The 19,532-nt window shown below is 55.7% G+C and carries 32 protein-coding genes; 19 read left to right on the top strand and 13 right to left on the bottom strand.

Going from position 1 to position 19,532, the window contains the following annotated elements; genetic code table 11:
• Positions 1-17: 17 nt before the first annotated feature.
• The 7 genes from ACUN0G_RS25195 to ACUN0G_RS25225 all read right to left on the bottom strand — a co-directional run bounded on the left by ACUN0G_RS25195 (position 18) and on the right by ACUN0G_RS25225 (position 3,547).
• A complete protein-coding gene (locus ACUN0G_RS25195) occupies positions 18-365 on the bottom strand; it encodes a hypothetical protein (protein WP_421560692.1) in 348 nt (115 codons plus the stop codon).
• Positions 358-555 (bottom strand): hypothetical protein, encoded by a 198-nt coding sequence (locus ACUN0G_RS25200; protein ID WP_445574582.1) that lies wholly within the window; start codon positions 553-555, stop codon positions 358-360. The genes ACUN0G_RS25195 and ACUN0G_RS25200 overlap by 8 nt, the downstream gene beginning before the upstream one ends.
• Positions 552-743, bottom strand: a complete 192-nt coding sequence (locus tag ACUN0G_RS25205; RefSeq protein ID WP_177023439.1) for a hypothetical protein — start codon at positions 741-743, stop codon at positions 552-554. The genes ACUN0G_RS25200 and ACUN0G_RS25205 overlap by 4 nt, the downstream gene beginning before the upstream one ends.
• On the bottom strand, positions 740-1,177 hold the full coding sequence (locus ACUN0G_RS25210; protein ID WP_445574583.1) for a hypothetical protein: 438 nt from the start codon (positions 1,175-1,177) through the stop codon (positions 740-742). Before ACUN0G_RS25210 ends, ACUN0G_RS25205 begins: the two co-directional genes overlap by 4 nt.
• 546 nt (positions 1,178-1,723) lie before the next feature.
• On the bottom strand, positions 1,724-2,509 hold the full coding sequence (locus tag ACUN0G_RS25215; RefSeq protein ID WP_445574584.1) for a hypothetical protein: 786 nt from the start codon (positions 2,507-2,509) through the stop codon (positions 1,724-1,726).
• A 70-nt stretch (positions 2,510-2,579) separates the two neighbouring features.
• Complete coding sequence (locus tag ACUN0G_RS25220; RefSeq protein WP_445574585.1) at positions 2,580-2,834, bottom strand: hypothetical protein; 255 nt, start codon at positions 2,832-2,834, stop codon at positions 2,580-2,582.
• A gap of 461 nt (positions 2,835-3,295) precedes the next feature.
• A complete protein-coding gene (locus tag ACUN0G_RS25225) occupies positions 3,296-3,547 on the bottom strand; it encodes a DUF1654 domain-containing protein (RefSeq protein ID WP_445574586.1) in 252 nt (83 codons plus the stop codon).
• Between the two features lie 341 nt (positions 3,548-3,888).
• Between ACUN0G_RS25225 and ACUN0G_RS25230 the strand changes: the two genes are divergently transcribed.
• Positions 3,889-4,314 carry an SPOR domain-containing protein gene (locus tag ACUN0G_RS25230; protein ID WP_445574587.1) on the top strand — a complete coding sequence of 142 codons (426 nt, stop codon included), beginning with the start codon at positions 3,889-3,891 and terminating at the stop codon, positions 4,312-4,314.
• A 67-nt stretch (positions 4,315-4,381) separates the two neighbouring features.
• Here ACUN0G_RS25230 and ACUN0G_RS25235 read toward each other — a convergent pair whose 3' ends face one another.
• From ACUN0G_RS25235 to ACUN0G_RS25245, 3 genes are all read right to left on the bottom strand, one after another.
• A complete protein-coding gene (locus ACUN0G_RS25235; protein WP_445574588.1) occupies positions 4,382-5,296 on the bottom strand; it encodes a hypothetical protein in 915 nt (304 codons plus the stop codon).
• Positions 5,293-5,754 carry a DUF6932 family protein gene (locus ACUN0G_RS25240; RefSeq protein WP_445574589.1) on the bottom strand — a complete coding sequence of 154 codons (462 nt, stop codon included), beginning with the start codon at positions 5,752-5,754 and terminating at the stop codon, positions 5,293-5,295. Before ACUN0G_RS25240 ends, ACUN0G_RS25235 begins: the two co-directional genes overlap by 4 nt.
• A gap of 76 nt (positions 5,755-5,830) precedes the next feature.
• On the bottom strand, positions 5,831-6,601 hold the full coding sequence (locus tag ACUN0G_RS25245) for a S24 family peptidase (protein ID WP_445574590.1): 771 nt from the start codon (positions 6,599-6,601) through the stop codon (positions 5,831-5,833).
• Positions 6,602-6,700: 99 nt separating this feature from the next.
• On the opposite strand from ACUN0G_RS25245, the gene ACUN0G_RS25250 reads away from it, so the two are divergent.
• The 8 genes from ACUN0G_RS25250 to ACUN0G_RS25285 all read left to right on the top strand — a co-directional run bounded on the left by ACUN0G_RS25250 (position 6,701) and on the right by ACUN0G_RS25285 (position 11,923).
• Positions 6,701-6,913, top strand: coding sequence for a transcriptional regulator (locus ACUN0G_RS25250; protein WP_104503091.1), 213 nt, complete (start codon positions 6,701-6,703; stop codon positions 6,911-6,913).
• A 54-nt stretch (positions 6,914-6,967) separates the two neighbouring features.
• Positions 6,968-7,585, top strand: a complete 618-nt coding sequence (locus ACUN0G_RS25255) for a hypothetical protein (RefSeq protein ID WP_445574591.1) — start codon at positions 6,968-6,970, stop codon at positions 7,583-7,585.
• A 130-nt stretch (positions 7,586-7,715) separates the two neighbouring features.
• Complete coding sequence (locus ACUN0G_RS25260; protein ID WP_445574592.1) at positions 7,716-8,564, top strand: BRO-N domain-containing protein; 849 nt, start codon at positions 7,716-7,718, stop codon at positions 8,562-8,564.
• Position 8,565: 1 nt separating this feature from the next.
• Positions 8,566-9,543 carry a phage replication protein gene (locus ACUN0G_RS25265; RefSeq protein WP_445574593.1) on the top strand — a complete coding sequence of 326 codons (978 nt, stop codon included), beginning with the start codon at positions 8,566-8,568 and terminating at the stop codon, positions 9,541-9,543.
• A complete protein-coding gene (locus tag ACUN0G_RS25270) occupies positions 9,530-10,327 on the top strand; it encodes a hypothetical protein (protein WP_445574594.1) in 798 nt (265 codons plus the stop codon). The genes ACUN0G_RS25265 and ACUN0G_RS25270 overlap by 14 nt, the downstream gene beginning before the upstream one ends.
• Positions 10,324-10,794, top strand: coding sequence for a hypothetical protein (locus ACUN0G_RS25275; RefSeq protein ID WP_099547981.1), 471 nt, complete (start codon positions 10,324-10,326; stop codon positions 10,792-10,794). The genes ACUN0G_RS25270 and ACUN0G_RS25275 overlap by 4 nt, the downstream gene beginning before the upstream one ends.
• Entirely contained in the window at positions 10,791-11,381 is a 591-nt protein-coding gene (locus tag ACUN0G_RS25280; protein ID WP_063030598.1) for a recombination protein NinG, read from the top strand. The genes ACUN0G_RS25275 and ACUN0G_RS25280 overlap by 4 nt, the downstream gene beginning before the upstream one ends.
• Positions 11,378-11,923, top strand: a complete 546-nt coding sequence (locus ACUN0G_RS25285; protein WP_445574595.1) for a hypothetical protein — start codon at positions 11,378-11,380, stop codon at positions 11,921-11,923. Before ACUN0G_RS25280 ends, ACUN0G_RS25285 begins: the two co-directional genes overlap by 4 nt.
• A gap of 100 nt (positions 11,924-12,023) precedes the next feature.
• Here ACUN0G_RS25285 and ACUN0G_RS25290 read toward each other — a convergent pair whose 3' ends face one another.
• Complete coding sequence (locus ACUN0G_RS25290; protein ID WP_445574596.1) at positions 12,024-12,260, bottom strand: hypothetical protein; 237 nt, start codon at positions 12,258-12,260, stop codon at positions 12,024-12,026.
• Positions 12,261-12,425: 165 nt separating this feature from the next.
• Positions 12,426-14,210 carry a sensor domain-containing phosphodiesterase gene (locus ACUN0G_RS25295; RefSeq protein ID WP_445574597.1) on the bottom strand — a complete coding sequence of 595 codons (1,785 nt, stop codon included), beginning with the start codon at positions 14,208-14,210 and terminating at the stop codon, positions 12,426-12,428.
• 682 nt (positions 14,211-14,892) lie between these two features.
• Between ACUN0G_RS25295 and ACUN0G_RS25300 the strand changes: the two genes are divergently transcribed.
• From ACUN0G_RS25300 to ACUN0G_RS25310, 3 genes are all read left to right on the top strand, one after another.
• Positions 14,893-15,078 (top strand): zinc finger domain-containing protein, encoded by a 186-nt coding sequence (locus tag ACUN0G_RS25300; protein ID WP_445575594.1) that lies wholly within the window; start codon positions 14,893-14,895, stop codon positions 15,076-15,078.
• Positions 15,079-15,087: 9 nt separating this feature from the next.
• A complete protein-coding gene (locus ACUN0G_RS25305; protein ID WP_445574598.1) occupies positions 15,088-15,960 on the top strand; it encodes a putidacin L1 family lectin-like bacteriocin in 873 nt (290 codons plus the stop codon).
• 142 nt (positions 15,961-16,102) lie between these two features.
• Positions 16,103-16,432: a 3-methyladenine DNA glycosylase gene (locus ACUN0G_RS25310; protein WP_445574599.1), complete on the top strand. Its 330-nt coding sequence runs from the start codon at positions 16,103-16,105 to the stop codon at positions 16,430-16,432.
• Between the two features lie 174 nt (positions 16,433-16,606).
• Here the strand turns inward: ACUN0G_RS25310 and ACUN0G_RS25315 are convergent, their stop codons facing one another.
• Complete coding sequence (locus ACUN0G_RS25315; protein WP_445574600.1) at positions 16,607-16,822, bottom strand: carbon storage regulator; 216 nt, start codon at positions 16,820-16,822, stop codon at positions 16,607-16,609.
• Positions 16,823-16,962: 140 nt separating this feature from the next.
• On the opposite strand from ACUN0G_RS25315, the gene ACUN0G_RS25320 reads away from it, so the two are divergent.
• From ACUN0G_RS25320 to ACUN0G_RS25350, 7 genes are all read left to right on the top strand, one after another.
• Positions 16,963-17,334, top strand: a complete 372-nt coding sequence (locus ACUN0G_RS25320; RefSeq protein WP_025856073.1) for a chemotaxis protein — start codon at positions 16,963-16,965, stop codon at positions 17,332-17,334.
• Complete coding sequence (locus ACUN0G_RS25325) at positions 17,334-17,651, top strand: hypothetical protein (protein WP_102368948.1); 318 nt, start codon at positions 17,334-17,336, stop codon at positions 17,649-17,651. The genes ACUN0G_RS25320 and ACUN0G_RS25325 overlap by 1 nt, the downstream gene beginning before the upstream one ends.
• 53 nt (positions 17,652-17,704) lie before the next feature.
• Positions 17,705-17,920, top strand: a complete 216-nt coding sequence (locus tag ACUN0G_RS25330) for a hypothetical protein (RefSeq protein ID WP_445574601.1) — start codon at positions 17,705-17,707, stop codon at positions 17,918-17,920.
• Entirely contained in the window at positions 17,917-18,138 is a 222-nt protein-coding gene (locus ACUN0G_RS25335; protein ID WP_445574602.1) for a hypothetical protein, read from the top strand. The genes ACUN0G_RS25330 and ACUN0G_RS25335 overlap by 4 nt, the downstream gene beginning before the upstream one ends.
• Positions 18,135-18,326: a hypothetical protein gene (locus tag ACUN0G_RS25340; RefSeq protein ID WP_445574603.1), complete on the top strand. Its 192-nt coding sequence runs from the start codon at positions 18,135-18,137 to the stop codon at positions 18,324-18,326. Before ACUN0G_RS25335 ends, ACUN0G_RS25340 begins: the two co-directional genes overlap by 4 nt.
• Positions 18,323-18,511, top strand: coding sequence for a hypothetical protein (locus tag ACUN0G_RS25345; protein WP_445574604.1), 189 nt, complete (start codon positions 18,323-18,325; stop codon positions 18,509-18,511). Before ACUN0G_RS25340 ends, ACUN0G_RS25345 begins: the two co-directional genes overlap by 4 nt.
• 378 nt (positions 18,512-18,889) lie before the next feature.
• Positions 18,890-19,513: a putative metallopeptidase gene (locus ACUN0G_RS25350; RefSeq protein WP_445574605.1), complete on the top strand. Its 624-nt coding sequence runs from the start codon at positions 18,890-18,892 to the stop codon at positions 19,511-19,513.
• Positions 19,514-19,532 lie beyond the last annotated feature (19 nt).

Below are 19,532 nucleotides of genomic sequence, written 5' to 3' on the forward strand. Positions count from 1 at the left end.
GGTGCGCTGGCGGGTGGTCATGACCGCGACTCTCTGATTGCAGCGGCAGCCCTTACTATGGCCCTGCATATCGCAGACTCCGCACGCCCACCCGTCACGTCCTCGCAAGCCTGGCCATCGTCGTGATAAGCCTGAACCCACCCCGTCTGGAAGCCGCGCTCAGTCACCACGTTCATGTCGATGCTTATTCCCAAACGCGCCTGAAGAATCAAAGCGTGGCCGGTATTGAAATCGAGAGGGCTGAAGTAGCCAGACGAAAAGGTATGACTGCTCAAGCACACGTAACCATTCTTGTCTGGGCAATGGCCGTTGCAACGAAGGCCAGCAGCTTCGGCCGCCAAATAGAGCATTTCACGGTCATCCATGACGAACCCTCACCGCAATTCGCCCACCCTTCATTGTCGGGGCCAGGCGCTGCGGCAGATCCCGCACCAGCTCTTCACGCTTGCGGCCGATCAGTTCATTGAATGGAAGGCCGAAGCCCAAGATGGCGATGCGGCGCTCAATGGCTTCGAGCTGCTCATCAGCCAGCGATTTCACGATAGGCGTGGTCATGCAGCCTCCTTGCGGTGCCTGGTGATTTTCAGCAGGCGCTGGCAGTAGTGGTTGAATTCTTCGACGGTGATTACGTTGCCGGTGAGCATGTTGGTGATCATTCGTTGCACGACCACTTGGGCACCCGGCTCGCTGGCCGGATGCTCCAGGGCTTCCAGCGCTTCATCGATCAGGATGTGCGGGCTCATACATCGGCATCCACGTCGTCTTCGCGCTCTTCCCGTTCCGCCGCTACAGCGTCTTCGGCATACGGTCTCAGCAGCGCCACGGCAATCTTCTCGACCGCCTCAATAGGGCGTTGCTGGCCCAGCAGGTCGGCAGCGTGGGCCCGGGCATCGCTCTGGCTGCCGAGCATTGCCGACAGCAGCAGGCGGGCAAACGAATCATGCCGATCCAGGCCGTCGATCTGGCGCTGATTCAGGTGTCCTTGCAGGACCGTGCAGAACCGGTCGAACGTCACGACCTGCGGCTGGCCGTAGCGCCGCTTCCACTTGATGTCGACGCCGCACACCAGGCGCTCCGCCGAATGTTCAAGCCAGTCCGTCACCTCGTCGCTCTCGCTTACCTCTGGAGGCAACTGAGCGTCGTAACGCTCCTGGCAAATATTCAATGCTGCATTCATGGTCGCCTCCAAGGTGGCGGGTTGTTCACCTGTATTCGTCAACACTCATGCCTCCCGCTGGTTGCCGATGGGCGCGGGGGAGGAGTACTGACGTAATAGAGGTGGGGAAGGGTGCCCAGGCCCGCTACTGGCGACGGCCTGGGTTTGCAGCGTCAAGTTGTCCTGGTGCGCTGGGGTGGCCTACCGGAGTTCCGGCTGATGCGCGGTGACATCGACGGCCTACTGTCCGCTGCCTGTATGGTTGTTGGGCGCAGCCTTCAGGCTTACCGCGCCACGCAGGTGAATCGTTGGCCTACTTCATGGCAGCAGCTCCTATCGTTCGCTCACTGGGAAGGCAGTGGCCACCTATCAAGTCTGCATGGGAGATCGCTCGATTCTGGCTGGCGAGTAAACCGTCTTCGCCGCGTTGTTCGTCGCTCTGGTTCGGGTAAAGGTGGCCACCCTGCTATCTCGTGACAGTCAGCCGAGCGATCTCCGATACAGCCTGGTGCTGGGGAGTACCAGGGCCTCGGGCAGTCAAAGACAGGCTGTCGTGGCGCTGGTTGTTCAGTCGTAAAGCCCGTAGCTCATGTCATCCGTATCGCAATCGATCAAAAGTATTGCGTTGCCGAAGTACAGGGCTGCCAACATGCGCTCCCACTTCGAATAAACCTGCATGTTGATGGCTAACTTTTTGTCATCCAGCTTTGCGCTGTAGACCTCGCCGAAGGCGATGGTTGGTTTCCACCGATCGCCGGTTTCACGTTCGCCTTTGATGCTCACGTGCAGAGCATGTTTTAGGCTGTAGTTGCTGCGTGAGGATGACGAGTAGTGGCTGCTCCGGTAACTGCCTTCTGGCTCCGGATCGAAGTAGATGTGAAGTGTTTTGTGTGAGTAGCTGCCGTCTCCTTCCTCAACACGGATTTCCGGGCGCTCCCATTGGCCTTCTGCGGCGCTGTCCTTGTGATGCTCGATGAATTCGTCGAGCAGGGCCTTCAGCGATACCTCGCCAGCTATCAGGCCATCGCCGGTAAGCACCTCAGTGATCGACTTGTCGGCCTGCTCCAAGATGATTGCGCCCAGGCCAGCCGCTTCCCACCGCTGACGAAGCGCATTCGCGACGACTGCGTTGTAACGCTGAAGGTCGAACACGTCGGAGACGTTGGCCGGCAATGCAGCCTTGACAGCCTCTTTGATGGCTCCGCCGAAATCGCCGTAGGAGCGGAAGGTGTCGCTAACAACTTCTTTGAACAGCTTCTCGATACCCTCGTCGATCAGCTCGCGCGGGCGGTCTGACTGGGCGTATGCAGTGACGCGCTCGGCCAGCAGCGCTTGAAGTGTTTTTTCGCTCATTTGAGGCTCCGTGCTTGATCGGTTGTTTTCCCAATGCACCCGTCACCAGGTGCATCAGTGAAAAGGTCCGTCATGCTGCGAACAGATCTTGTTGGTGAGGCTGAGGCGTGCAGCGCTGGATTCCGGCCCGTATGGCTGATTCCAGCAGTTCGGCGTCTTGCTCAAGCTCAGGGAGTTCCCCAGCAAATTCGCTCACCGCGCTGCGCAGTCCTGCCGCCTCACGCTGCAGAGTTGGAATCACGATGCTGATCATGTTGCCGATCGTGCGCAGATCCAGGCTGCATTCCCGGCAAAGCCGGATGTAGTCGAGCATGTACTTCGGCATTTCACTTACTCCCGGTTGTCATCCCAAGCAGCCCTCGCGAGAAGGCTGCTCAGTGATGGTTTCCGCCGTGACCCGCTACTGGCGTCGGTCACCGGCTTGAATCAAATGTTCTTCCAGCCGCGGGCCTTTCGGCTTGTTCTCCCGCTGGATAACTGTTCTTGGCGCTTTACGCTGCACGCCCGGGTCAGTTGCCAACCCTCTGAACCGTTTAGGCCGGTTCATCGCTGCCTCTGAATCTGGGCCGGTGGTGATCCGGCAAGGGGTGTCGCTAAAGAGCGGTGCAGCTTTCGCTGCTGGCCGGCGGTGTTCGTTGCTGGCTTGAGGTAAATTTACCATTTGGAAATTACCTGTCAATGCATATTGGTAAATAATTTGGTAAACAATTCATGGATTCAAGGTAAATCTATGATGTGTATTGGTTTTCTAGGGGCGTAAAAAAGCCCACTTAAGAGCGGGCTCATTTACATGTCGCTGTATTTTCGCCACTCGATTCTGACGGCGCCGGAATCCAAATGGTCGATGCGGATACCTGCGGTGTCGCCGATGTCTTGGATCACCTGTCGCCACGCCTCTGGGCTTTCGTCGTCCAATCTGAACACTTCAACTGCTTGGATCTCCTGCACATTCGGTGAGGCGATGATCCGCTGGAGTCGGTGACCGACAAGTTCATATGAGTTTCTCGGCTTGCCAGTGGAGTAGGAGGATTGGTTCATGCTTCGCTCCTTGCGATTACTGTATGAATAAACAGTATTTCGGTCGTCGCACATTGGCAAGTGAAAATTCTTCCATTGGCTCAGAACCCGGCTGCGAGCTAGCGCCGGGATCCTGAATGACAGTAGGGCAACTGGTACACTGGGTCGATTGGACCAAGGAGATGGGAATGCGCGGATTAGCAATTACGGCCCTAGCGCTAGCGGTAACCGGATGCGGCGGAGATATAGACCGAGCTCGAACGTCAGTCGCTAGCCACCTAAAAGATCCTGACTCTGCAAAGTTCAGAAATGAGCGGCAAGTTTCAGACGTGGCCATATGTGGCGAGGTGAACGGAAAAAATATGTTCGGAGCTTATTCCGGATTCGCCCAATTTCTTGCCATGAAAAGACCTGGTGGATTTGACGTGATAATCGACTCAGATATGACGGACCGGTTCGCAGGAAGCGTATGCGGCTATGTCAAGGCCGAGACGATCGCCACAACTGAAGTAAAGGCGCCGCAGTTCGTGGTGGAAATCCCAGGGGTTCGGTGGTCAGTACAATTAGCGTCTGTCAGCAGCGAGGACACGGCGCAGGAGATTAGTAGAGATCTTGCGAGTTCTGGCTGGAAACCTTACACAACAAGGCGCGATGGAAAAAGTCGTGTGTTTGTAGGGCCATTCTCCACGAGAGCTGAAGCCAACGCTCAGATGGATGACTTGGCACGCAAGAAGACCCTAAACGGATTCGTGCTGCGTTTCCAAGAGCCAGGGGAATCGAGCAAATAGCAGACACGTGAATAAATATGGCAGAAACAAGAAGCCCGGCGCTGGGCCGGGCTTTTGGTGGTTGCTGTTACTCAACCGACAGGAGATGGCGCTTGAAAATATCCTTCTTTTCGACCGAGTCCCAGTATTTCGATGTCTCAACGTGAACAACTGCGCGAGAGGCAATTTTCAGCTTTTGAACCTGCTCAGTTAGCTTTAGAGGGAAGCGCACAAGAACCTTCCCTTCCACTGTGCGTATAGCTAGCCGGCCAGTGTCAGTTATACCTGCAACGTTGCCTTGAATGGTTTCCTGATACTTTTCTGGCTCATTGATAGTGTCCAGAAGCGCCCGGACTCTTGTTATTTCGTCTGGTCGGCCATCCCAAGTCTGCATCCCGGTAGAGGACCGCCAAGAAAACTGCACGGCAAGACCAGCACTACCCAGACCTTTCATGAACTCACTGAGTTGGTGAGCAGATTTTCCACCAACCGCATCTACAGCGTCGTAAAAGTCTTCCTGGTTGGAATTCAGCAGCCTGAACGTCTGCGTAAGCGTTGCTTGTAGCAGGCTATCGCCGGTCAAATCAGGGGCGGCGTTACCAGTGATAAACACATGAGTAGAGCCGTGCGCGAGCCCTGCGAGTTTGAAGTTGAGCGCATTTAGCACGTCACTTGCCACTCCGCGGACAGCGTCATTGCCGTAGCGAAGGCGGTGCGCGGCAAGCGTCCAGGCTTTGGAAAGCGGCCCGATGGTATTTAGAAAGCTATCAAGCGGGATACTGCCATTCGCTTGAGGGCCTATTAGGCGAACGTCAACGAGCTCGCCGAGCTCATCGGACTCGCTAAGCGCAACCCTGCTTACAATGGAGCGCGCAGTGTCTTCTTGGTTTTTTGCTGCCAATTGCAGGAAAAAATCATCCGGGTTGTTTTTTGCTCGAGCTTTCGTATCTTCCGCAAATTCTTTCAAAGAAGCGGCGTGCTCTCGAAGGAAGCTGCTGCTCATATTGTGACCTCCGCGAATCCCTTCGCCGTTACTCGATCATGACAAGACCCTAGGATACCTCGCCAGTAAGCTTCCCGATGGAAAACCTGATCAGCAGCAGGTGTTTCGAGATACAAGTCTAGGTCATAAATCGCCTCGGCCGTCGCGTGGTCGAGTAGCCTCGCTACTTGCTGCTGCGCATCGACTGATGCTGCTGCCGGGTCACGCCAGTTCGGGTTCCATATCACGCAATCGATGTCGCCAGGGCTTGGCTTGGCGGTAAGAAATGAACCGTCAATCCAAACAGTCCCCGTTACGCCCGCCGCTACAAGAGCCTCGCTCCAAACGGACAACTTCCGGAATAGATCCGATCTCCGTGCATCATCCGGAAATGGAGCAACGGCAAGATCGTAAATTTCCTGCAGGGATTTGGCGTGCATGCCAGGTGGTAGTAACGCGGGGAAATCAGGCTTTTGCATTGGCGGTGGATTCCATTCCGTTAACTTTGAGGCGACGCGTGCCGACTTGAAACGGTTCGCAGGCTGGGAAGCCTATCTATCTTGCGTACATACCCCACCAGAAGACGTGCCCCAGGATGCCGATCTGCTCATCCTGCATCTGCTGGAAGGTGTAATCCTCATCGGGGTGCTCCTCACGATTGAAGCTTCGCAGACGAATCCCCGACGGCAAACGGTACAGCTGCTTAACTCGCAGCTGGCCATTGTGGTTGATGGCGTAAAGATCGCCATCAGCAATGTCGCCAAGCCCGGTTTTTCCGGTATTGACTCCAACGGTCGCGCCGTCCCGGAGAACTGGGATCATGCTGTTGCCGCGAACGGTTACGCACTTAGCATTGCTGAACTGGACACCGTTTTCGCGCAGGCTTTTTTTGCCGAATCGCAAAAACTCTGCGTCGTGCTCTTCGATGGAGAATCGCCCGGAGCCGGCAGCCAGTTCTACCTCCCTCAGAAATGGAACGCAGACCTCGTCATCGTTAACTGGTGTCTGATCGTCCCACACGCTGATCTGCTTCAGGGGCACATCTACCTGGATCCGCGGTTGCGCCGCATCTGAAACGGTACCTGAAGATAATTCAGCTTCGCTCAAAGGCTGATCCAGAGATCCTGGCTCAAGCCCGCACTTCTGCTCGAAGTCGCGGGCCATCTTCTCCCCGATATTCCTCAGGTGTTCGGCCTTGTCCGTAAACAGCCGTGAAATGTAAGACGGCTGTTTGTCGACCTTGGCGGCGAAGTCAGCGTCTTTACCCCCGAAGTCGCGATCGATGATCTGGCGTACTCGGGCTCTGCGTATGTCTTTGATTTCCATCCCTCAATTAAAACCTTTATTTCCCTTAAGGGAAATTACCTTTACTTGGTAAACATTTATGGTAAATTCATGCATAAATGAACCAGAAGGTAAATCCACATGGACTTCCCCACGTACGCAAAGCAGCTTCCGCGCGGCGGAAGAAAACGCCTCGCTTTAAGCCTTGGTATCCCAGCGAGCTACCTGTCTCGACTCATCTCTGGTGACCGGTCGATTACTGCCGAGCGCGCCATTGATATTGAACACGCCACAGGCGGGAAGGTGACGCGCCAGGAATGCTTGCCAGAAATCCAGTGGAAGCACGCCAGCTAAGCGACATCCCTGTCCGCCGTTCCATTGAAGCCAGATTAGAAGAGAGCAGTCCCCATGCAAACGTCCAGTTCCAGACACAACGTACAAACCCGTGATCAGGTGCTGGTTGCCCACGCTGCAAACCAGATCGCGCGCACCAGCCTGAGCCAGGACGACTTTGCCCAGGCGCTGAGCCGCGAGCTGCATCTGTCCTGCCCAGAGAAGGCTGTCGCCAAAGAGGTCCCGAACTTTGCCGCGCTGACCTTGCAGAACGACGTGTCCGACTTTGTGAAGGCGACCGGCCGCTGGCTCAAGCGTGTTCAGCGCTGGCTTTCCGGCGATCAGGAAATGCCGTCCTGGCTGGAGGAGTCGTGGGTCAACGCCCTTGAACCTGAATTCCGCGACCACTGCGTGAACGAACTGGCGAGCCGCCACGGGCTGACTGGCGCCCGCCAGATGACCAGCGACCAATGCGCGAACAAAAGCTTCGGCGCGCTGATCCGTGCGCTCGGCGACGTGATCGACACCGGCAGCGAAGTGTTTGACGACCAGGTGATGTGCGAACTGGATCTGCCGCACTTGCCAGCATTCGCCAAGCAGTGCCGCCAGGTTGAGGCGAAGGCGGGGGAGTTGGGGCGTCGTGCCGAGCAGTTGCTCGCTTCGGTCCAGCGAAATTTGAAATCTGTTTCCTGATTTCCCGCGCATGCGCGGAAATCGGTGCCCATCGGGTTCGCACTATGAATTAAGCGGATCTGAAACCCAGGCACAAAAAAGCCGACGGTCGAGGTCGGCTAATTCGATAACACTTTGTGAGGCCGATTATATGCAAACCCCGCCACATATCAATAGCGCTACAAATCTCGCGCCACGTTTTTCGCAATCTGAAAACGTGGCGCGCAATTCGTCAGTAATTCCGTTCGACTTCGACGGCGCAGCCATCCGGGTCATTACCGACAAGCTCGGTGATCCGTGGTTTGTTGCCCGGGACGTCGCTGATGCCCTCGGTTACTCCAAACCGGAGAATGCCGTGGCCCGCCACTGCAAGGCCGCGACCACTACCCCGAAACAGGGTGGTGGTTTCATGACCATCATCCCGGAGCGGGACCTGTACCGGCTGGTGATGAAGTCCAAGCTGCCGGCCGCCGAGAAGTTCGAAGAGTGGGTGGTTGGCCAGGTGCTGCCGAGCATTCGAAAGACCGGCTCTTACACCGCCCAGGAGACGAACAACTCCAAGGTAATTGGCGAACTCGCCATTCTGGAATGCTTCGACCGCCTGCTGAAGCCTGCGAACTCCAGCAAGATGATGATGCTGGCCAAGATCGCCGCCAACAACGGCCTGGATGCCAAGTTCCTCCCAGGCTATGCCGTGGACTCTGCACCAGACGCCGTTGGCGGCTCTTCGATGCCAACCAAGGCAATCACCGCCCTGATCAAAGATCACGCCATCGCCAGCACGGCGCGCGCCTTCAACATTGCACTGGAGGCCCACGGCTTCCTCAAGGTCCTCCAGCGCAAAAACTCGAAACAGCAAATGGTGGATTTCTGGTCCGTGACCGAGAAGGGCATGGCCTACGGCAAGAACCTCACCAGCCCTCAATGCCCCCGCGAGACGCAGCCTCACTGGTACGTGGATCGCTTCCTTGAATTGGCCGCAAAGGTCGGGAAGGCCTGACATGCAATACACCGTCACGATTAACCAGGTGAAGGCGCTGGAGTGGGGGCTGAATTCTCAGCAGGCCCTGCTATTCGCCTTCGTCTACGGCTGCCCGAGTTGGACCAAGCCAATCAAGACTGATGACGGGATCTTCTTCGCGCTGAGCAAGGCCAAGATCATCGAGGAGCTACCGCTGCTCACTGACAAGCCAGACACCGCTTACCGCATGCTGAAGGCCCTGGAGGAGGCCGGTTTGATTGAGCTTTCCAGCACTTCGAACATTACGCTTTTCCGCCTCACGGAGAAGGCCGTCGAGTGGAACCAGAAGCTGGATGGGTCGGAAAAATATCCGACCCCACCAAAAAGTATGGGTCGGAAAAATATCCGATCTACCTCGGATAAATCTCCGAGCAAGGTCGGAAAAAAATCCGAACAAAGGTCGGATAAATCTCCGACAAATCAGGATACCAATCATCAGGGTACCAATCAGGACACCAGTCAGGACTTGCAGGACGCCACCGGCAAGCCGGCTCAGTCCCGCGGCTTGGTGCTGGTGGTTGACCGCACCGACGCCCCCCGGGTCGAGATCCCCGCCGACATGCCGGGCCCCAAAGACCAGACCTGCAAAACCTTCAAGGTCTGGGCGAACTACGCCATGGCTTACCGCAAACGCTACAGCGCCTGGCCGGTGTGGAATGCCAAGGTGGGCGGCCAACTCGGCCAACTGGTTGACCGCCTCGGCGCCGATGTCGCCCACCATGTTGCCGCCCATTTCCTGAAAACCAGTGACGCCGCTGTGCTGCGCAAGTGCCACAGCCTCAACGAGCTGCTGGCCAACGCTGAGAGCTATCACACCCAGTGGGTGACAGGACAGCGCGTCAACGGCACAACCGCCCGCCAGCTGGAACGGACAGAAGCGAACCACTCCGCAGCAGAACAGGCCGCCCAGATGGTCCTGGCCAAACGCCAAGCAGGTGACCGCAATGAATACCTCTGAAATGAACGACCAGCAGGTGGCTGGGCTGGCCGCCGCCATCTGCGCTACTGCCGAAGCCATGGGGCAGGAGATGAACCCCGGCACTGCCGCGATGATGGCTGAAGACCTCTGCGCTTATCCGGTGCCGGTCGTCAAAGCCGCGCTGAAAGCCTGCCGCTTCGAGGTGAAGGGCAAGCTGGCAATGGCTGACATCCTGCAGCGTGTTCAGGCATCCGACGGCCGCCCGGGCAAGGACGAGGCCTGGGCAATCGCCATGACCACCAACGACGAATTCGAAACCGTGGTGCTGACCGACGAGATTCAGCTGGCACTGGCTGCTGCGAAACCCATCTTGGATGGCGGCGACAAAGTCGGTGCGCGCATGGCGTTCATCGACGCCTACCAAAGGTTCGTGGGCCAGGCCCGCGAGGATGCGAAACCGGTCAACTGGCACGTGTCCGTGGGCTTTGACTCCAATCGCCGGATCCAGGCCGTTACCAAGGCTGTGGAGCTGAAGCGCATTCCACAAGAGCACGGACAGAAGTACTTGGCTGACCTGAGCATTGTTCCAGTCACCGAGGATGGCCGCGCCATTGCCGGTTTGCTCACAGGCACCGTCACCCAGCCAAAGCCGCTGCTGCGCGCAAAGCTCGAGATTGTGAAGAACTCGATGCTGGAAATGCGGAAGGCCAGTGCCGAACGGAAAACCGAAATGCGGATTGACGCGGCAAATGAGTTGGCGGATCGCAGGGCGCTGCTGATCAAGCAAGCTCAGGAGCTGGAAGCGAAGAGGGCGGCGCAATGACCGACAAGATCAGCGTCAACTGCCAGGCCAAGCTCTCCGAGGTCATCACCAAAATCAGCGCCATGTACAAAGACAAGAAGTTTGTCGTGGTGACCCTGCGCCCGGGCAAGGACCGCACGCTTGACCAGAACCGGTTGTGGTTCGGGATGTACAAACGCATCGCCGAAATGACCCAGATCGGTGACGCGGCCGACGCCCGCCGCTACTGCAAGCTGCACTTTGGCGTGCAGATCCTGCTGAACGAGGACGCTGGCTTTCAGGCCGAGTGGTACCGGGTCATGCGTCATCTGCCCTACGAAACGAAGCTGGCCATGATGGGCGAGTGCCACTTGTTCGGGCCAGACGGTTTCCCGGTGACCAGCCTGTTCAACCGCGCTCAGGGCATCAATTACACCGACCGCATCGCCGCCTATTTCACAGGCCAAGGTGTGGTTTTCACTGATCTACTCAGCAAGGAGGCTGCATGATCGCCAAGCAACCCAAACCGAAGAAGTGCAAGAACCCGGCATGCGGCATCAGCTTCCCGCCGCAGCGCCTGGGCCAGGCCGTATGCAGCCCGAAGTGCGGCCTGGCCATCAAGGACGTTAATCAGGCGAAGGCGCGCAAGTCGCTGGCCCAGGTTGAGCGCCGCGAGATCAAGGTCCGTAAGGAGAAGCTGAAGAGCCGCGGCGAACACATGCGTGAGGCTCAGCAGGCGTTCAACGAATACGTCCGTACCCGGGACCAGGCCGCCGGCCATCTCTGCATCTCCAGCGGCAAGCCGTTGGACTGGAGCGGCAACGCAGTCGATGCCGGCCACTACCGCAGCGTTGGCTCCGCGCCGCACCTGCGCTTTGATGAGCGTAACTGCCACGCCCAGAGCAAGCAGGACAACCGGTTCCTTTCCGGCAACGCGGTGGACTACCGGATCGGCCTGATCGCGCGCATCGGCCAGGAAGCGGTTGACGCCCTGGAAGCTGACCAGAGCGTGCGCAAGTACTCCGTGGAGCAGATCAAGGGCATCAAGGCCTACTACCGGGCAAAGACCAGAGAACTGAAGAGGGCTGCAGCATGACCTATCGCAACGTTGTTTCAGCAGTAGTCCGAGCCCTTGCGGCCGAGACAATCAGTTCCGCGGGCGGCTGCGACTTTGAGCCCAGGGTGCAAGGTGTCAAGCAGAAGGGCGAGATCGTCGGCAAGGAGGCGGCGTTTCTCCAGGACTGCTGGGTGTTCGGTCGGCTGCATAAGGCGCTGACCCCGGCACACTGGCGGGCACTCGTGGCGAAGTACTCGACGCACCAGGAGCGAAAGCATGGCGCCATTTTGGAACTCCTGAATTCGGTGAAGACGCCGGCGCCGAAGCGCTTCCGGGAATGCGCGGTGCTGACTTGGGCCATCCCGCAAGTTGCCGGTGCCGAGGGCAAGCGTTCCGCCGCTGTGCTGCCGGCCGCCTGGTACGACATCACAAATTGGGACAACGACGGGAAGCCGGAGTCGACTCGTTACCGGTGGCGTTCGCAGATTCGTAAGGCGCTGGATGACCAGGTGAATGAGGCGCTGACTGTGGTTCAGGAACTGCTTGATGCGGAGGGATTAATAGTAACCTTTGCAGCGTAGCGAATCGCTTTAAAAGCGAAGAAGGGCTGATGCAATCTGAGGCAGCCTTCCTTAGTGTGGCGGGAGCCGAAGCAAGCTACCCGCCTATATACCCTTGGGGTTAGAGGTCTTTCTTCACCTCTTTATCTACCTGGCGATCACCCTTATGTCGCTCTTTATCAAGACGCTTCGCCTCCTTGTCGACGTCGTGCCTCGCTCGATCAGCATCTTTGTCGGCATCACGTACGTCGGTTCTCACATCCTTTGCTACGTCCCCTTCAGCATTAACAATCACTGCGTGTGAAATCAAACCTGCAGCAAAAAAAACGGTAACGTATATTTTATTGAGGCCACGCATCTTCCATCTCCAATATTCGTTCATCCCTGGCGGATCTAGTAAACCATAGCCCGAAAGTGAGTTTTTTCAACATAGAAATCTAAAGTTTTGGCCTTATCCAGCAAAGGAAATTGACCATCTATCCGTATCAAGAGTGAACTGGAAAAACGCCAAATGATTGGCACTTTAGGCCTGTAGAGAAGCGGCAGCGAAACCACCTTTCTCTATCCATGCTTCAAGCAGTTCTGCTTGCAGAGGTCTGGTGATCAGGTACCCTTGAGCTTCTGAGCAGCCCCAGCGAGTGATGAGGCCCAATATGCTTTCTGTTTCTACCCCTTCTGCTACGACTCGATACCCTAGGCCTTTAGCAAGCTCTATCAATGTCTTAACTAGCCGTTTGTCTTTTTCATTTGAGTCGAGATTACTAATCAATGACTGGTCGAGTTTCACCGTGTTAACTGGAAGCTGTCGCAAGTATGTCCAATTACTATAGCCAGTTCCGAAGTCATCCACGGAAATCTCAATTCCAAAATTGCGGACGCGCTCTAGCTGTTCAATAACTATCCTAGGGTCTGACATGAGCATGCTTTCTGTGAATTCAAGCTCAAGCCTTTTTGGCTGAAGGTCTCCGTTATCTATATACTCCTTTATATTATCTACGAATTTCGAGTTCTCAAGATCGCTGACAGTCACGTTCATTGCAATTCGTAATTCAATACCTTTTGCTTTCCAAACCTTCGTTTGAGCTACTACAGAGTCAAGTACCCATAAAGTTATTGAGTGCATCAGTGCGGTTTTCTCTGCCAGCGGTATAAATTCTGCGGGACTAATAACACCGAGTGTAGGATGTGACCAGCGAATCAAAGCCTCAACACTGTCGCAGTCAAGGTCGGGCAAGTTCACTTTTGGGTGAAATACTAAGCTCAGTTGGTTTGTGGACCGGACAGCATCTGATAAGGAGCTCAATAGCACGAATGCCCGTTGCTGAGCGGCATCCAATTCAGCTTGGTATAGCGTCCACCCCAAGCGTCGTGCTCTAGCGTCGTCTGCAGCCCCAACTACCAAGCGCAGCCAATCCTTAGCTTCTGCATTGGCGATCGGCAATACCCCTATGCCTGTCTGCATAAGGATTGGAATTCCTTCGCAATCAACCGGATCATCAAAACTCGAAAGTATTTCTAAGCAGAGACGTTTGACAGGTTCGCGCGCGGCTAGGAGGAAGCCAAAACGCGTGGGGCTGATTTTGTACAAAAGGTAATTCTTTGGTAATAGAGACTGGAGGCGATCCTTCACGTTAAGCATTAGAGTTTGGGAGAAGCTATATCCAAGTGCTTTCACTACGTCATTCAAGAACTTTGGAGATATTACATCTACTGCATATAAGTTGTGAGGGGTGCCGCTGGAACTCGCTTGGCGAATGTCTTCTTCCAGGCGGACTCGATTAAACAGCCCAGTAGGCTGGTCTATATAGTTTCGGGAACGCAAGCCCACAATCCGCATTACGACCAGGTGAGCAAAATGAACGAGCATTACTGCATCTCGCTTGCTCATTGGGCCTCTCGGGGAAGTGTCAATTATGCACAGGCTGCCCAAGGAAAAACCATCCGGAGTGAGGAGTGGTGCGCTAGCGTAATAGCGAATGAAGGGGGCGCCGGTTACCATGGGGTTATCTTTGAAGCGCTCGTCCTTTTGCGCATCCAAAACCTCCAGCGCCTTTCTATCCTGCAGTGAGTGGGCGCAGAACGATACGCCTCGTGGTGTGGCGCGTTGCTCAATCCCGATGCGAGCCCTGAACCATTGTTGATGCTTATCAACGATCGAAATCAATGCGATAGGGGCACTAAAATACTCAGAAGTGATTGAGATCATCTTTTCGAAGACTTCGTCATCTTGATCATCTTGCGAACAAAGGTCAGCGACGCGTAGTAAGCGTACTGTTTCGTAGTCAGGGATAGTGGTGTCTGCGTCCATGATTAACCTCCTATGACACGGTCTTAGGGCTAGACGTTATCAGATCCCTAATAGATCTTCGACTTCATTTGTTCATGGCGTCCATAGGCATGCTTCCTATGGCCATGATCCAGGAGTTCTGGCGTCAGCTTGAATCAAGCCTAAGATAGGAAACAGATCGCAAGGCCTTGCCGCTCGCTGTGGAGGAGCGAAACAATAGATTCACGCTGTGGAAAAAAGATGTTGCAATGAGTGAGAAAGTGAGAGAATATTTATCCATCTTGCCGATCTTGCGAGTCAAGGTTGTACAATAAAGTTTGGCATGAGGTCGGGTTTTTTGATGCGAGGCAAAGGACGATGCGAGCTCTCTTACTGCTCGGAATGCTGCTATCGCCTTTGGCGTTTGCCGACACAATCTAGCCTTCACATTACTATAGCTAGCTAAGTGTTCCACACGAATTTGAAGAATAGAACGAGCGTGATCAATTCAACGCCGAGGTGGAGCAGTACAATCCTGCATCACTGATTTCGTAGAGGAGCGGCAAGGTGCTATTCGGAAGCATAAGTCTGCGGCCGATGACGCCATTGAAGAGTGGAACTCGTTCGCCCGATCGACATAGCCGCTACGCATTTCGCCAAGCCTCGCCAAGTGCGGGGCTTTTTATTGCCCACGGAAAGGGCGATTCAGCAAAAGGATTTGCAGATGTTGAGAGAAATCAGATGCGGTAACTGCAAAAGACTTCTCGCCCGAACGGGTGGGTTTACAGAGCTCCAGATCAAGTGTTCCCGATGCGGGACGTTGAATCATGTGAAGGCCACGAGCCTCGAGCAATCGCCTTTGAGCGACATGAGTGCGGAATCCTCCGCGAACAATCAGTCGACTCAATAGGTAAACAATATGAGTTTTCAATTTACTCCGTTCACAGCCAATGGCAGCTCCGTGCTTCCGCCGCGAAACCTCATGAGCGCTGGCCAGTTTCTGCAGTCGCCTAATAAGCGCTTCCGACTGGTTTATCAGTCGGACGAGAATCTGGCACTATACGATGGAGAATCAATCGTATGGATTGCAGACGCAAGTAATGCGTACGTGACCCAGATGATCTACAAGTGGAAGGCCGTTTCGACGCCTCAGCTTTTCATGAACTACAGCCTGGTGCTGAACGACTTTAGGCGTCAGCGCATTTGGCAGACACAAAACAGCGACGTTCCGGGCGGCGATAAGTACCACGATACCCTTGCACAGCGAACTCATCTTCAGCTGCAGGACGACGGCAATATGGTGATCGTTGAGTTGGCTCCGCTTTGGACCACCTCCGGCCTGCCGATTGTTTACGATCAACCGTCATACATCTTCCCGCCTAACACTTTCCTTGAGGTCGGCAAGATCTACAGCGTTGGTAGCTTTGGCGTGGTATTCCAAAGTGATGGGAATCTGGCTGTCTACGGCCCAGGCAACGCTCTTGTTTGGGCGAGCTACACCCAGGGCAAGGGCGGTACCAGTTGCTTGATGCAGGGTGACGGCAACTTGGTGATTTTCAACGCCAGCGGAGTTGCTTTGTGGCATACGAATACAGGTGGGAATCCAGATGCGGTTCTGAGCCTTCAGGCAAACGGCCGGCTCACCATCACTCAGGCGCGTCCCGCTTGGGCTCGATTTGGCTACACGCCGACGATCCGCGCTCGCAAAGTGTACTACCCGAACAACGCTGATCCGGAGCAAAACAGCACCAGTCCGTACCCGACTTATGGCCATATCGGCTATGAGTTCTAAACACTGATGGATGTGCCTATTCAGGCCCGCAGCATTGCAGTGGGCCTGATTACAAGAAGGTCTAGAACCTCGCGTCATCGCCTCTGAGCGACATGAAAGCGGAATCCTCCGCTACAAATCATTCGACTCAATAGGTGACAATATGACTGTACGTACACTCGGTAAAAAATTTCAAAACATCACTATCAACGGCAACGCGGTATTTATCGCAACATTGATCGCGCCGCAAGACAACCCGCATGGTCTAATTCTGCGATCCTTAACTGACGGCCGCGAAATTACCTATGGCACAAGTCGCCCTACCGGCGACCGGTTTGACTTGACCCAAATTCGAGTTCCGAGTGGGTATTTGCTTACGAACGATGTATTTGTTCCCGCAGGAAATGGTGTATTCATGAATACAAGTGCGGATTTCGTGATCCCAGTCCAGATGTCTTGGGATGTGCTGAGCGCCGACGGTACTGTTGCATAAGTTACGACGAAGGACGAGCCCTGCTGCGGTGTAGCGATGCAGGGCTTTCAAGCAATACCGCGCGGCTAAGGTCGCGCACCCATTCAAGGCCCAGCCATCAAGCTCGGCTTTTTCGTTTTCGGCCCCGCCACGCCCTTCGCTCTAAGCAGGGAGCGCCGCCGGGGCTGACCTATTTCAAATATGACCCACGGAGTCGAATGGGTGTGACGTCTTTGCGGCATCGTCGTCCAGATTCCGAGAGCGCCGCTCAGATCGAGTGATCGACATATCTTTGGGAGCGGTAATCCCCACAGACACGATGTCTCCATCGACTTTGATCACCTTGATTTGGATTTCTTCGCCGACGCGTAGGAGTTCGTTGGGGGTTCTGGTGATAACTAGCACTTGCATTCCCTTTTATTTGCTGATGCACGTATGCCCGATTATCTCTATGAGTTCAGGCTAAAGATGTAGGACGCGTCTGATTCTTCTGCGGAAAAACCTTAATCACCTACTCCCGGGCAGGGAGAACAACAAAGCGCGGAGTAACGATGGACCCAACTGACCTCGGCCCAGGCACAGCTACCTGGCTGGGCGGTAGTGCCACGGTAGTTCTGGGCGGCCTGCTATGGCTGCGCCGGTTCCTTTCAAAGGATGCGACTGACCGCGCGATGGACAGCGCCGATATCGGCACCCTGAAGCGCCTCAACGAGCTACTGAACCAGGAGCGCGCCGCCCGCAAAGAAGCCGAGGCCCGCGCTGATCAGTTCGCGAAAGAGCGGAATGACCTGGCAGCCGCCGTTGGGCGCATGGAAGGCAAGATCGAAGCGCTGACCAGCCAGGTCGCTCAACTCACTGATCGAGTGACGCAACAGAGCGACGAGATCACTCGCCTGCGCACCAAGCTGGGAGGGATCGCCTGATGGACAGATGCGCATTGGAATTTATCGCCCGCCGCTGGTGGCGCCGGGCCGAGGTCTGGGCCATTGCCGTCGTGCTGGTGGGTGGTGGTGCCGTTCTGGGTTACCAGGCCGCCTACTGGTCGCTCGCCGAGAGCCAGAGCAATCAGGTCAAGGGCATCCGCGAGGCGTACGACACCGCGATGACTGAGCGTGATAAACGCCTGGAAGAGCTGACTCGCAAGACCGGTACCGCCGCCGACAAAGCGACGAAGGCTGCAACGACGGCGGCCCAGGCTGCCGACAAAGCGGACGAAGCCCTCAACCGGGTATCGCAGTAATCCGCGCCACGTTTTCGAATGCGCCAAATCGTGGCGCGAGGTTTGAGGTAGACATGGGCATCAAGAAGACGCTGATCCACTTCAACGACATCACGCTGACGCTGTCCGTGGATGACCTGAAGGCTGCGCTGATCTCGAAGTATGGTGATGCCGCTGCGGAAGTACTTGTCGACGATGTGATCCTTCAGAGCGCCGCCTATTCCACGTACTGCCCGGATGATGGTGTGACTTTCGCTTTTGCTCAGCCATTGGAAGGGCACAACACATGAGCGACCAATCAGGCGAGCACGTCCACTATTGGGATGATGGACGGGGCCGGCGGGAAGTGATCATCGACGGCCAGCCAGCTACCCACGTGATCTGGTGCGACACAAAGGCGGGTATCGCAGTTGTCGCCGACCAGCCTTTAAAGGCGTCCGACGGCGAGACAGTCGACATTCATCCTGTATGGGGTGAGATCACTGTGCTGACCCTGAAGGCATCATGAGCAACGTCACCCGACTGCGCCACGCGCTGCCGATGAGCCCGGAAATCAACACGGCAGTAAGCGCTCTCGACAAGGCCATTGCCGATGCCGTGGACGCCGCCAAGGCTGCCGGGCTGCCCCAGGGCCTGATCGTTGGGTTGCTCCACGGTCACGCCCATGCACAGACACGCCAGATGGTGACGCAATGACTGCGACCATCTACGACATAGCCGACCAGCGCCCGCACCTGATGGTGGTAGCCAGTGATGGTGCCCACGTAGTCCCGCACGCTCTGGTCCAATCGGTGATCGCCGGCGACAAGCCGCCCTCTATCCTGACTGAGCCGGTGGTGAAGCGGATCATTGAAGAATGGCTGCAGCAGGTGACCGCATGACGACCATTGCCTACAAAGATGGCGTGATCGCCTATGACTCCTAGGTAGTCCTTTTCGAAGTTATTATTGATGCCGCCTGGCTATCGTCTGTTAAGAATTACGACTTGAGCCTCCAACTTAGCCCGAATGGCGGTCAATTTACCCTGAAAGTGAATGGTTCCCCTTGGGTAGATGTTAATTACAAGGCCATCAGGAAATGTAAACTGTTCAGCCCCAACCGTATTTACAGCAGACCGAATGGCATCAGGGTATGTAATTTCAATGTGCTTCACTAAACCTTGTGGGTCACGGCACGACATTACCATTTGCTGCTCCTTAGCTAAGTCCTCCATATATTTGCAGGAGGCAGCTCATTATTTCAAGTTTGGAGGTGTGGGTTTGATCAGGCCGAGCCCTCCACTTTCAGCGCTTGAACTGTCCGACTTATCCGACTTCGGTGTTCGCCTGACGCCCGCGCCTGAGGTGTGGGAGTGGCTCCAAACCGAGATCCTTGCCGACACCGGCAGCATTCACAACGAAGACCATGCCCACCTACTGGATGCAGACATCCGGGTCATGTGGGCGTCGTCGAGCTTCGAGAAGCAGGGCAGGACAGTGCTGGGCCAGGCCGAGCAGGTAACGTTCCGCGCTGGTGGTTGGCAGAAAGCCCGGATGGAGCAACAGATGCGTGATTGGTTTGGCGATGTGCCGGCTTTCATCATTACCCTGGCCGCCGACTACTGCGCCCAGTGCAGCGACCTTGAGTTCTGTGCGCTCCTGGAGCACGAGCTTTATCACATCGCCCAGGCGACCGATAAGTACGGTCAACCAGCCTTCACCCAAGACGGCGCACCCAAGCTTAAGCTTCAGGGCCACGACGTAGAAGAGTTCGTCGGTGTGGTTCGCCGCTACGGTGCAAGCCCTGACGTTCAAGCGTTGGTGGATGCTGCAAACAGTCCTGCCGAGGTGGGGAAATTGAACATATCGAGGGCCTGCGGAACCTGTCTGCTCAAGTCGGCCTGATTTTAGACAGGTTAAGACG

Source organism: Pseudomonas sp. 32A, from assembly GCF_052682255.1.

Bases quoted from the DNA above. Each gene is read 5' to 3' on its own strand.
- ACUN0G_RS25320 (WP_025856073.1), top strand. From the start codon at position 16,963: ATGGACCCAACTGACCTCGGCCCAGGCACAGCTACCTGGCTGGGCGGT.
- ACUN0G_RS25325 (WP_102368948.1), top strand. From the start codon at position 17,334: ATGGACAGATGCGCATTGGAATTTATCGCCCGCCGCTGGTGGCGCCGG.
- ACUN0G_RS25310 (WP_445574599.1), top strand. From the start codon at position 16,103: ATGACTGTACGTACACTCGGTAAAAAATTTCAAAACATCACTATCAAC.
- ACUN0G_RS25275 (WP_099547981.1), top strand. From the start codon at position 10,324: ATGACCGACAAGATCAGCGTCAACTGCCAGGCCAAGCTCTCCGAGGTC.
- ACUN0G_RS25280 (WP_063030598.1), top strand. From the start codon at position 10,791: ATGATCGCCAAGCAACCCAAACCGAAGAAGTGCAAGAACCCGGCATGC.
- ACUN0G_RS25205 (WP_177023439.1), bottom strand. From the start codon at position 743: ATGAGCCCGCACATCCTGATCGATGAAGCGCTGGAAGCCCTGGAGCAT.
- ACUN0G_RS25330 (WP_445574601.1), top strand. From the start codon at position 17,705: ATGGGCATCAAGAAGACGCTGATCCACTTCAACGACATCACGCTGACG.
- ACUN0G_RS25245 (WP_445574590.1), bottom strand. From the start codon at position 6,601: ATGGAAATCAAAGACATACGCAGAGCCCGAGTACGCCAGATCATCGAT.
- ACUN0G_RS25335 (WP_445574602.1), top strand. From the start codon at position 17,917: ATGAGCGACCAATCAGGCGAGCACGTCCACTATTGGGATGATGGACGG.
- ACUN0G_RS25305 (WP_445574598.1), top strand. From the start codon at position 15,088: ATGAGTTTTCAATTTACTCCGTTCACAGCCAATGGCAGCTCCGTGCTT.
- ACUN0G_RS25230 (WP_445574587.1), top strand. From the start codon at position 3,889: ATGTTCGGAGCTTATTCCGGATTCGCCCAATTTCTTGCCATGAAAAGA.
- ACUN0G_RS25270 (WP_445574594.1), top strand. From the start codon at position 9,530: ATGAATACCTCTGAAATGAACGACCAGCAGGTGGCTGGGCTGGCCGCC.
- ACUN0G_RS25290 (WP_445574596.1), bottom strand. From the start codon at position 12,260: ATGCGTGGCCTCAATAAAATATACGTTACCGTTTTTTTTGCTGCAGGT.
- ACUN0G_RS25340 (WP_445574603.1), top strand. From the start codon at position 18,135: ATGAGCAACGTCACCCGACTGCGCCACGCGCTGCCGATGAGCCCGGAA.
- ACUN0G_RS25240 (WP_445574589.1), bottom strand. From the start codon at position 5,754: ATGCAAAAGCCTGATTTCCCCGCGTTACTACCACCTGGCATGCACGCC.
- ACUN0G_RS25195 (WP_421560692.1), bottom strand. From the start codon at position 365: ATGGATGACCGTGAAATGCTCTATTTGGCGGCCGAAGCTGCTGGCCTT.
- ACUN0G_RS25250 (WP_104503091.1), top strand. From the start codon at position 6,701: ATGGACTTCCCCACGTACGCAAAGCAGCTTCCGCGCGGCGGAAGAAAA.
- ACUN0G_RS25235 (WP_445574588.1), bottom strand. From the start codon at position 5,296: ATGAGCAGCAGCTTCCTTCGAGAGCACGCCGCTTCTTTGAAAGAATTT.
- ACUN0G_RS25315 (WP_445574600.1), bottom strand. From the start codon at position 16,822: ATGCAAGTGCTAGTTATCACCAGAACCCCCAACGAACTCCTACGCGTC.
- ACUN0G_RS25200 (WP_445574582.1), bottom strand. From the start codon at position 555: ATGACCACGCCTATCGTGAAATCGCTGGCTGATGAGCAGCTCGAAGCC.
- ACUN0G_RS25220 (WP_445574585.1), bottom strand. From the start codon at position 2,834: ATGCCGAAGTACATGCTCGACTACATCCGGCTTTGCCGGGAATGCAGC.
- ACUN0G_RS25295 (WP_445574597.1), bottom strand. From the start codon at position 14,210: ATGGACGCAGACACCACTATCCCTGACTACGAAACAGTACGCTTACTA.
- ACUN0G_RS25255 (WP_445574591.1), top strand. From the start codon at position 6,968: ATGCAAACGTCCAGTTCCAGACACAACGTACAAACCCGTGATCAGGTG.
- ACUN0G_RS25265 (WP_445574593.1), top strand. From the start codon at position 8,566: ATGCAATACACCGTCACGATTAACCAGGTGAAGGCGCTGGAGTGGGGG.
- ACUN0G_RS25210 (WP_445574583.1), bottom strand. From the start codon at position 1,177: ATGAATGCAGCATTGAATATTTGCCAGGAGCGTTACGACGCTCAGTTG.
- ACUN0G_RS25215 (WP_445574584.1), bottom strand. From the start codon at position 2,509: ATGAGCGAAAAAACACTTCAAGCGCTGCTGGCCGAGCGCGTCACTGCA.
- ACUN0G_RS25260 (WP_445574592.1), top strand. From the start codon at position 7,716: ATGCAAACCCCGCCACATATCAATAGCGCTACAAATCTCGCGCCACGT.
- ACUN0G_RS25300 (WP_445575594.1), top strand. From the start codon at position 14,893: ATGTTGAGAGAAATCAGATGCGGTAACTGCAAAAGACTTCTCGCCCGA.
- ACUN0G_RS25225 (WP_445574586.1), bottom strand. From the start codon at position 3,547: ATGAACCAATCCTCCTACTCCACTGGCAAGCCGAGAAACTCATATGAA.
- ACUN0G_RS25285 (WP_445574595.1), top strand. From the start codon at position 11,378: ATGACCTATCGCAACGTTGTTTCAGCAGTAGTCCGAGCCCTTGCGGCC.
- ACUN0G_RS25345 (WP_445574604.1), top strand. From the start codon at position 18,323: ATGACTGCGACCATCTACGACATAGCCGACCAGCGCCCGCACCTGATG.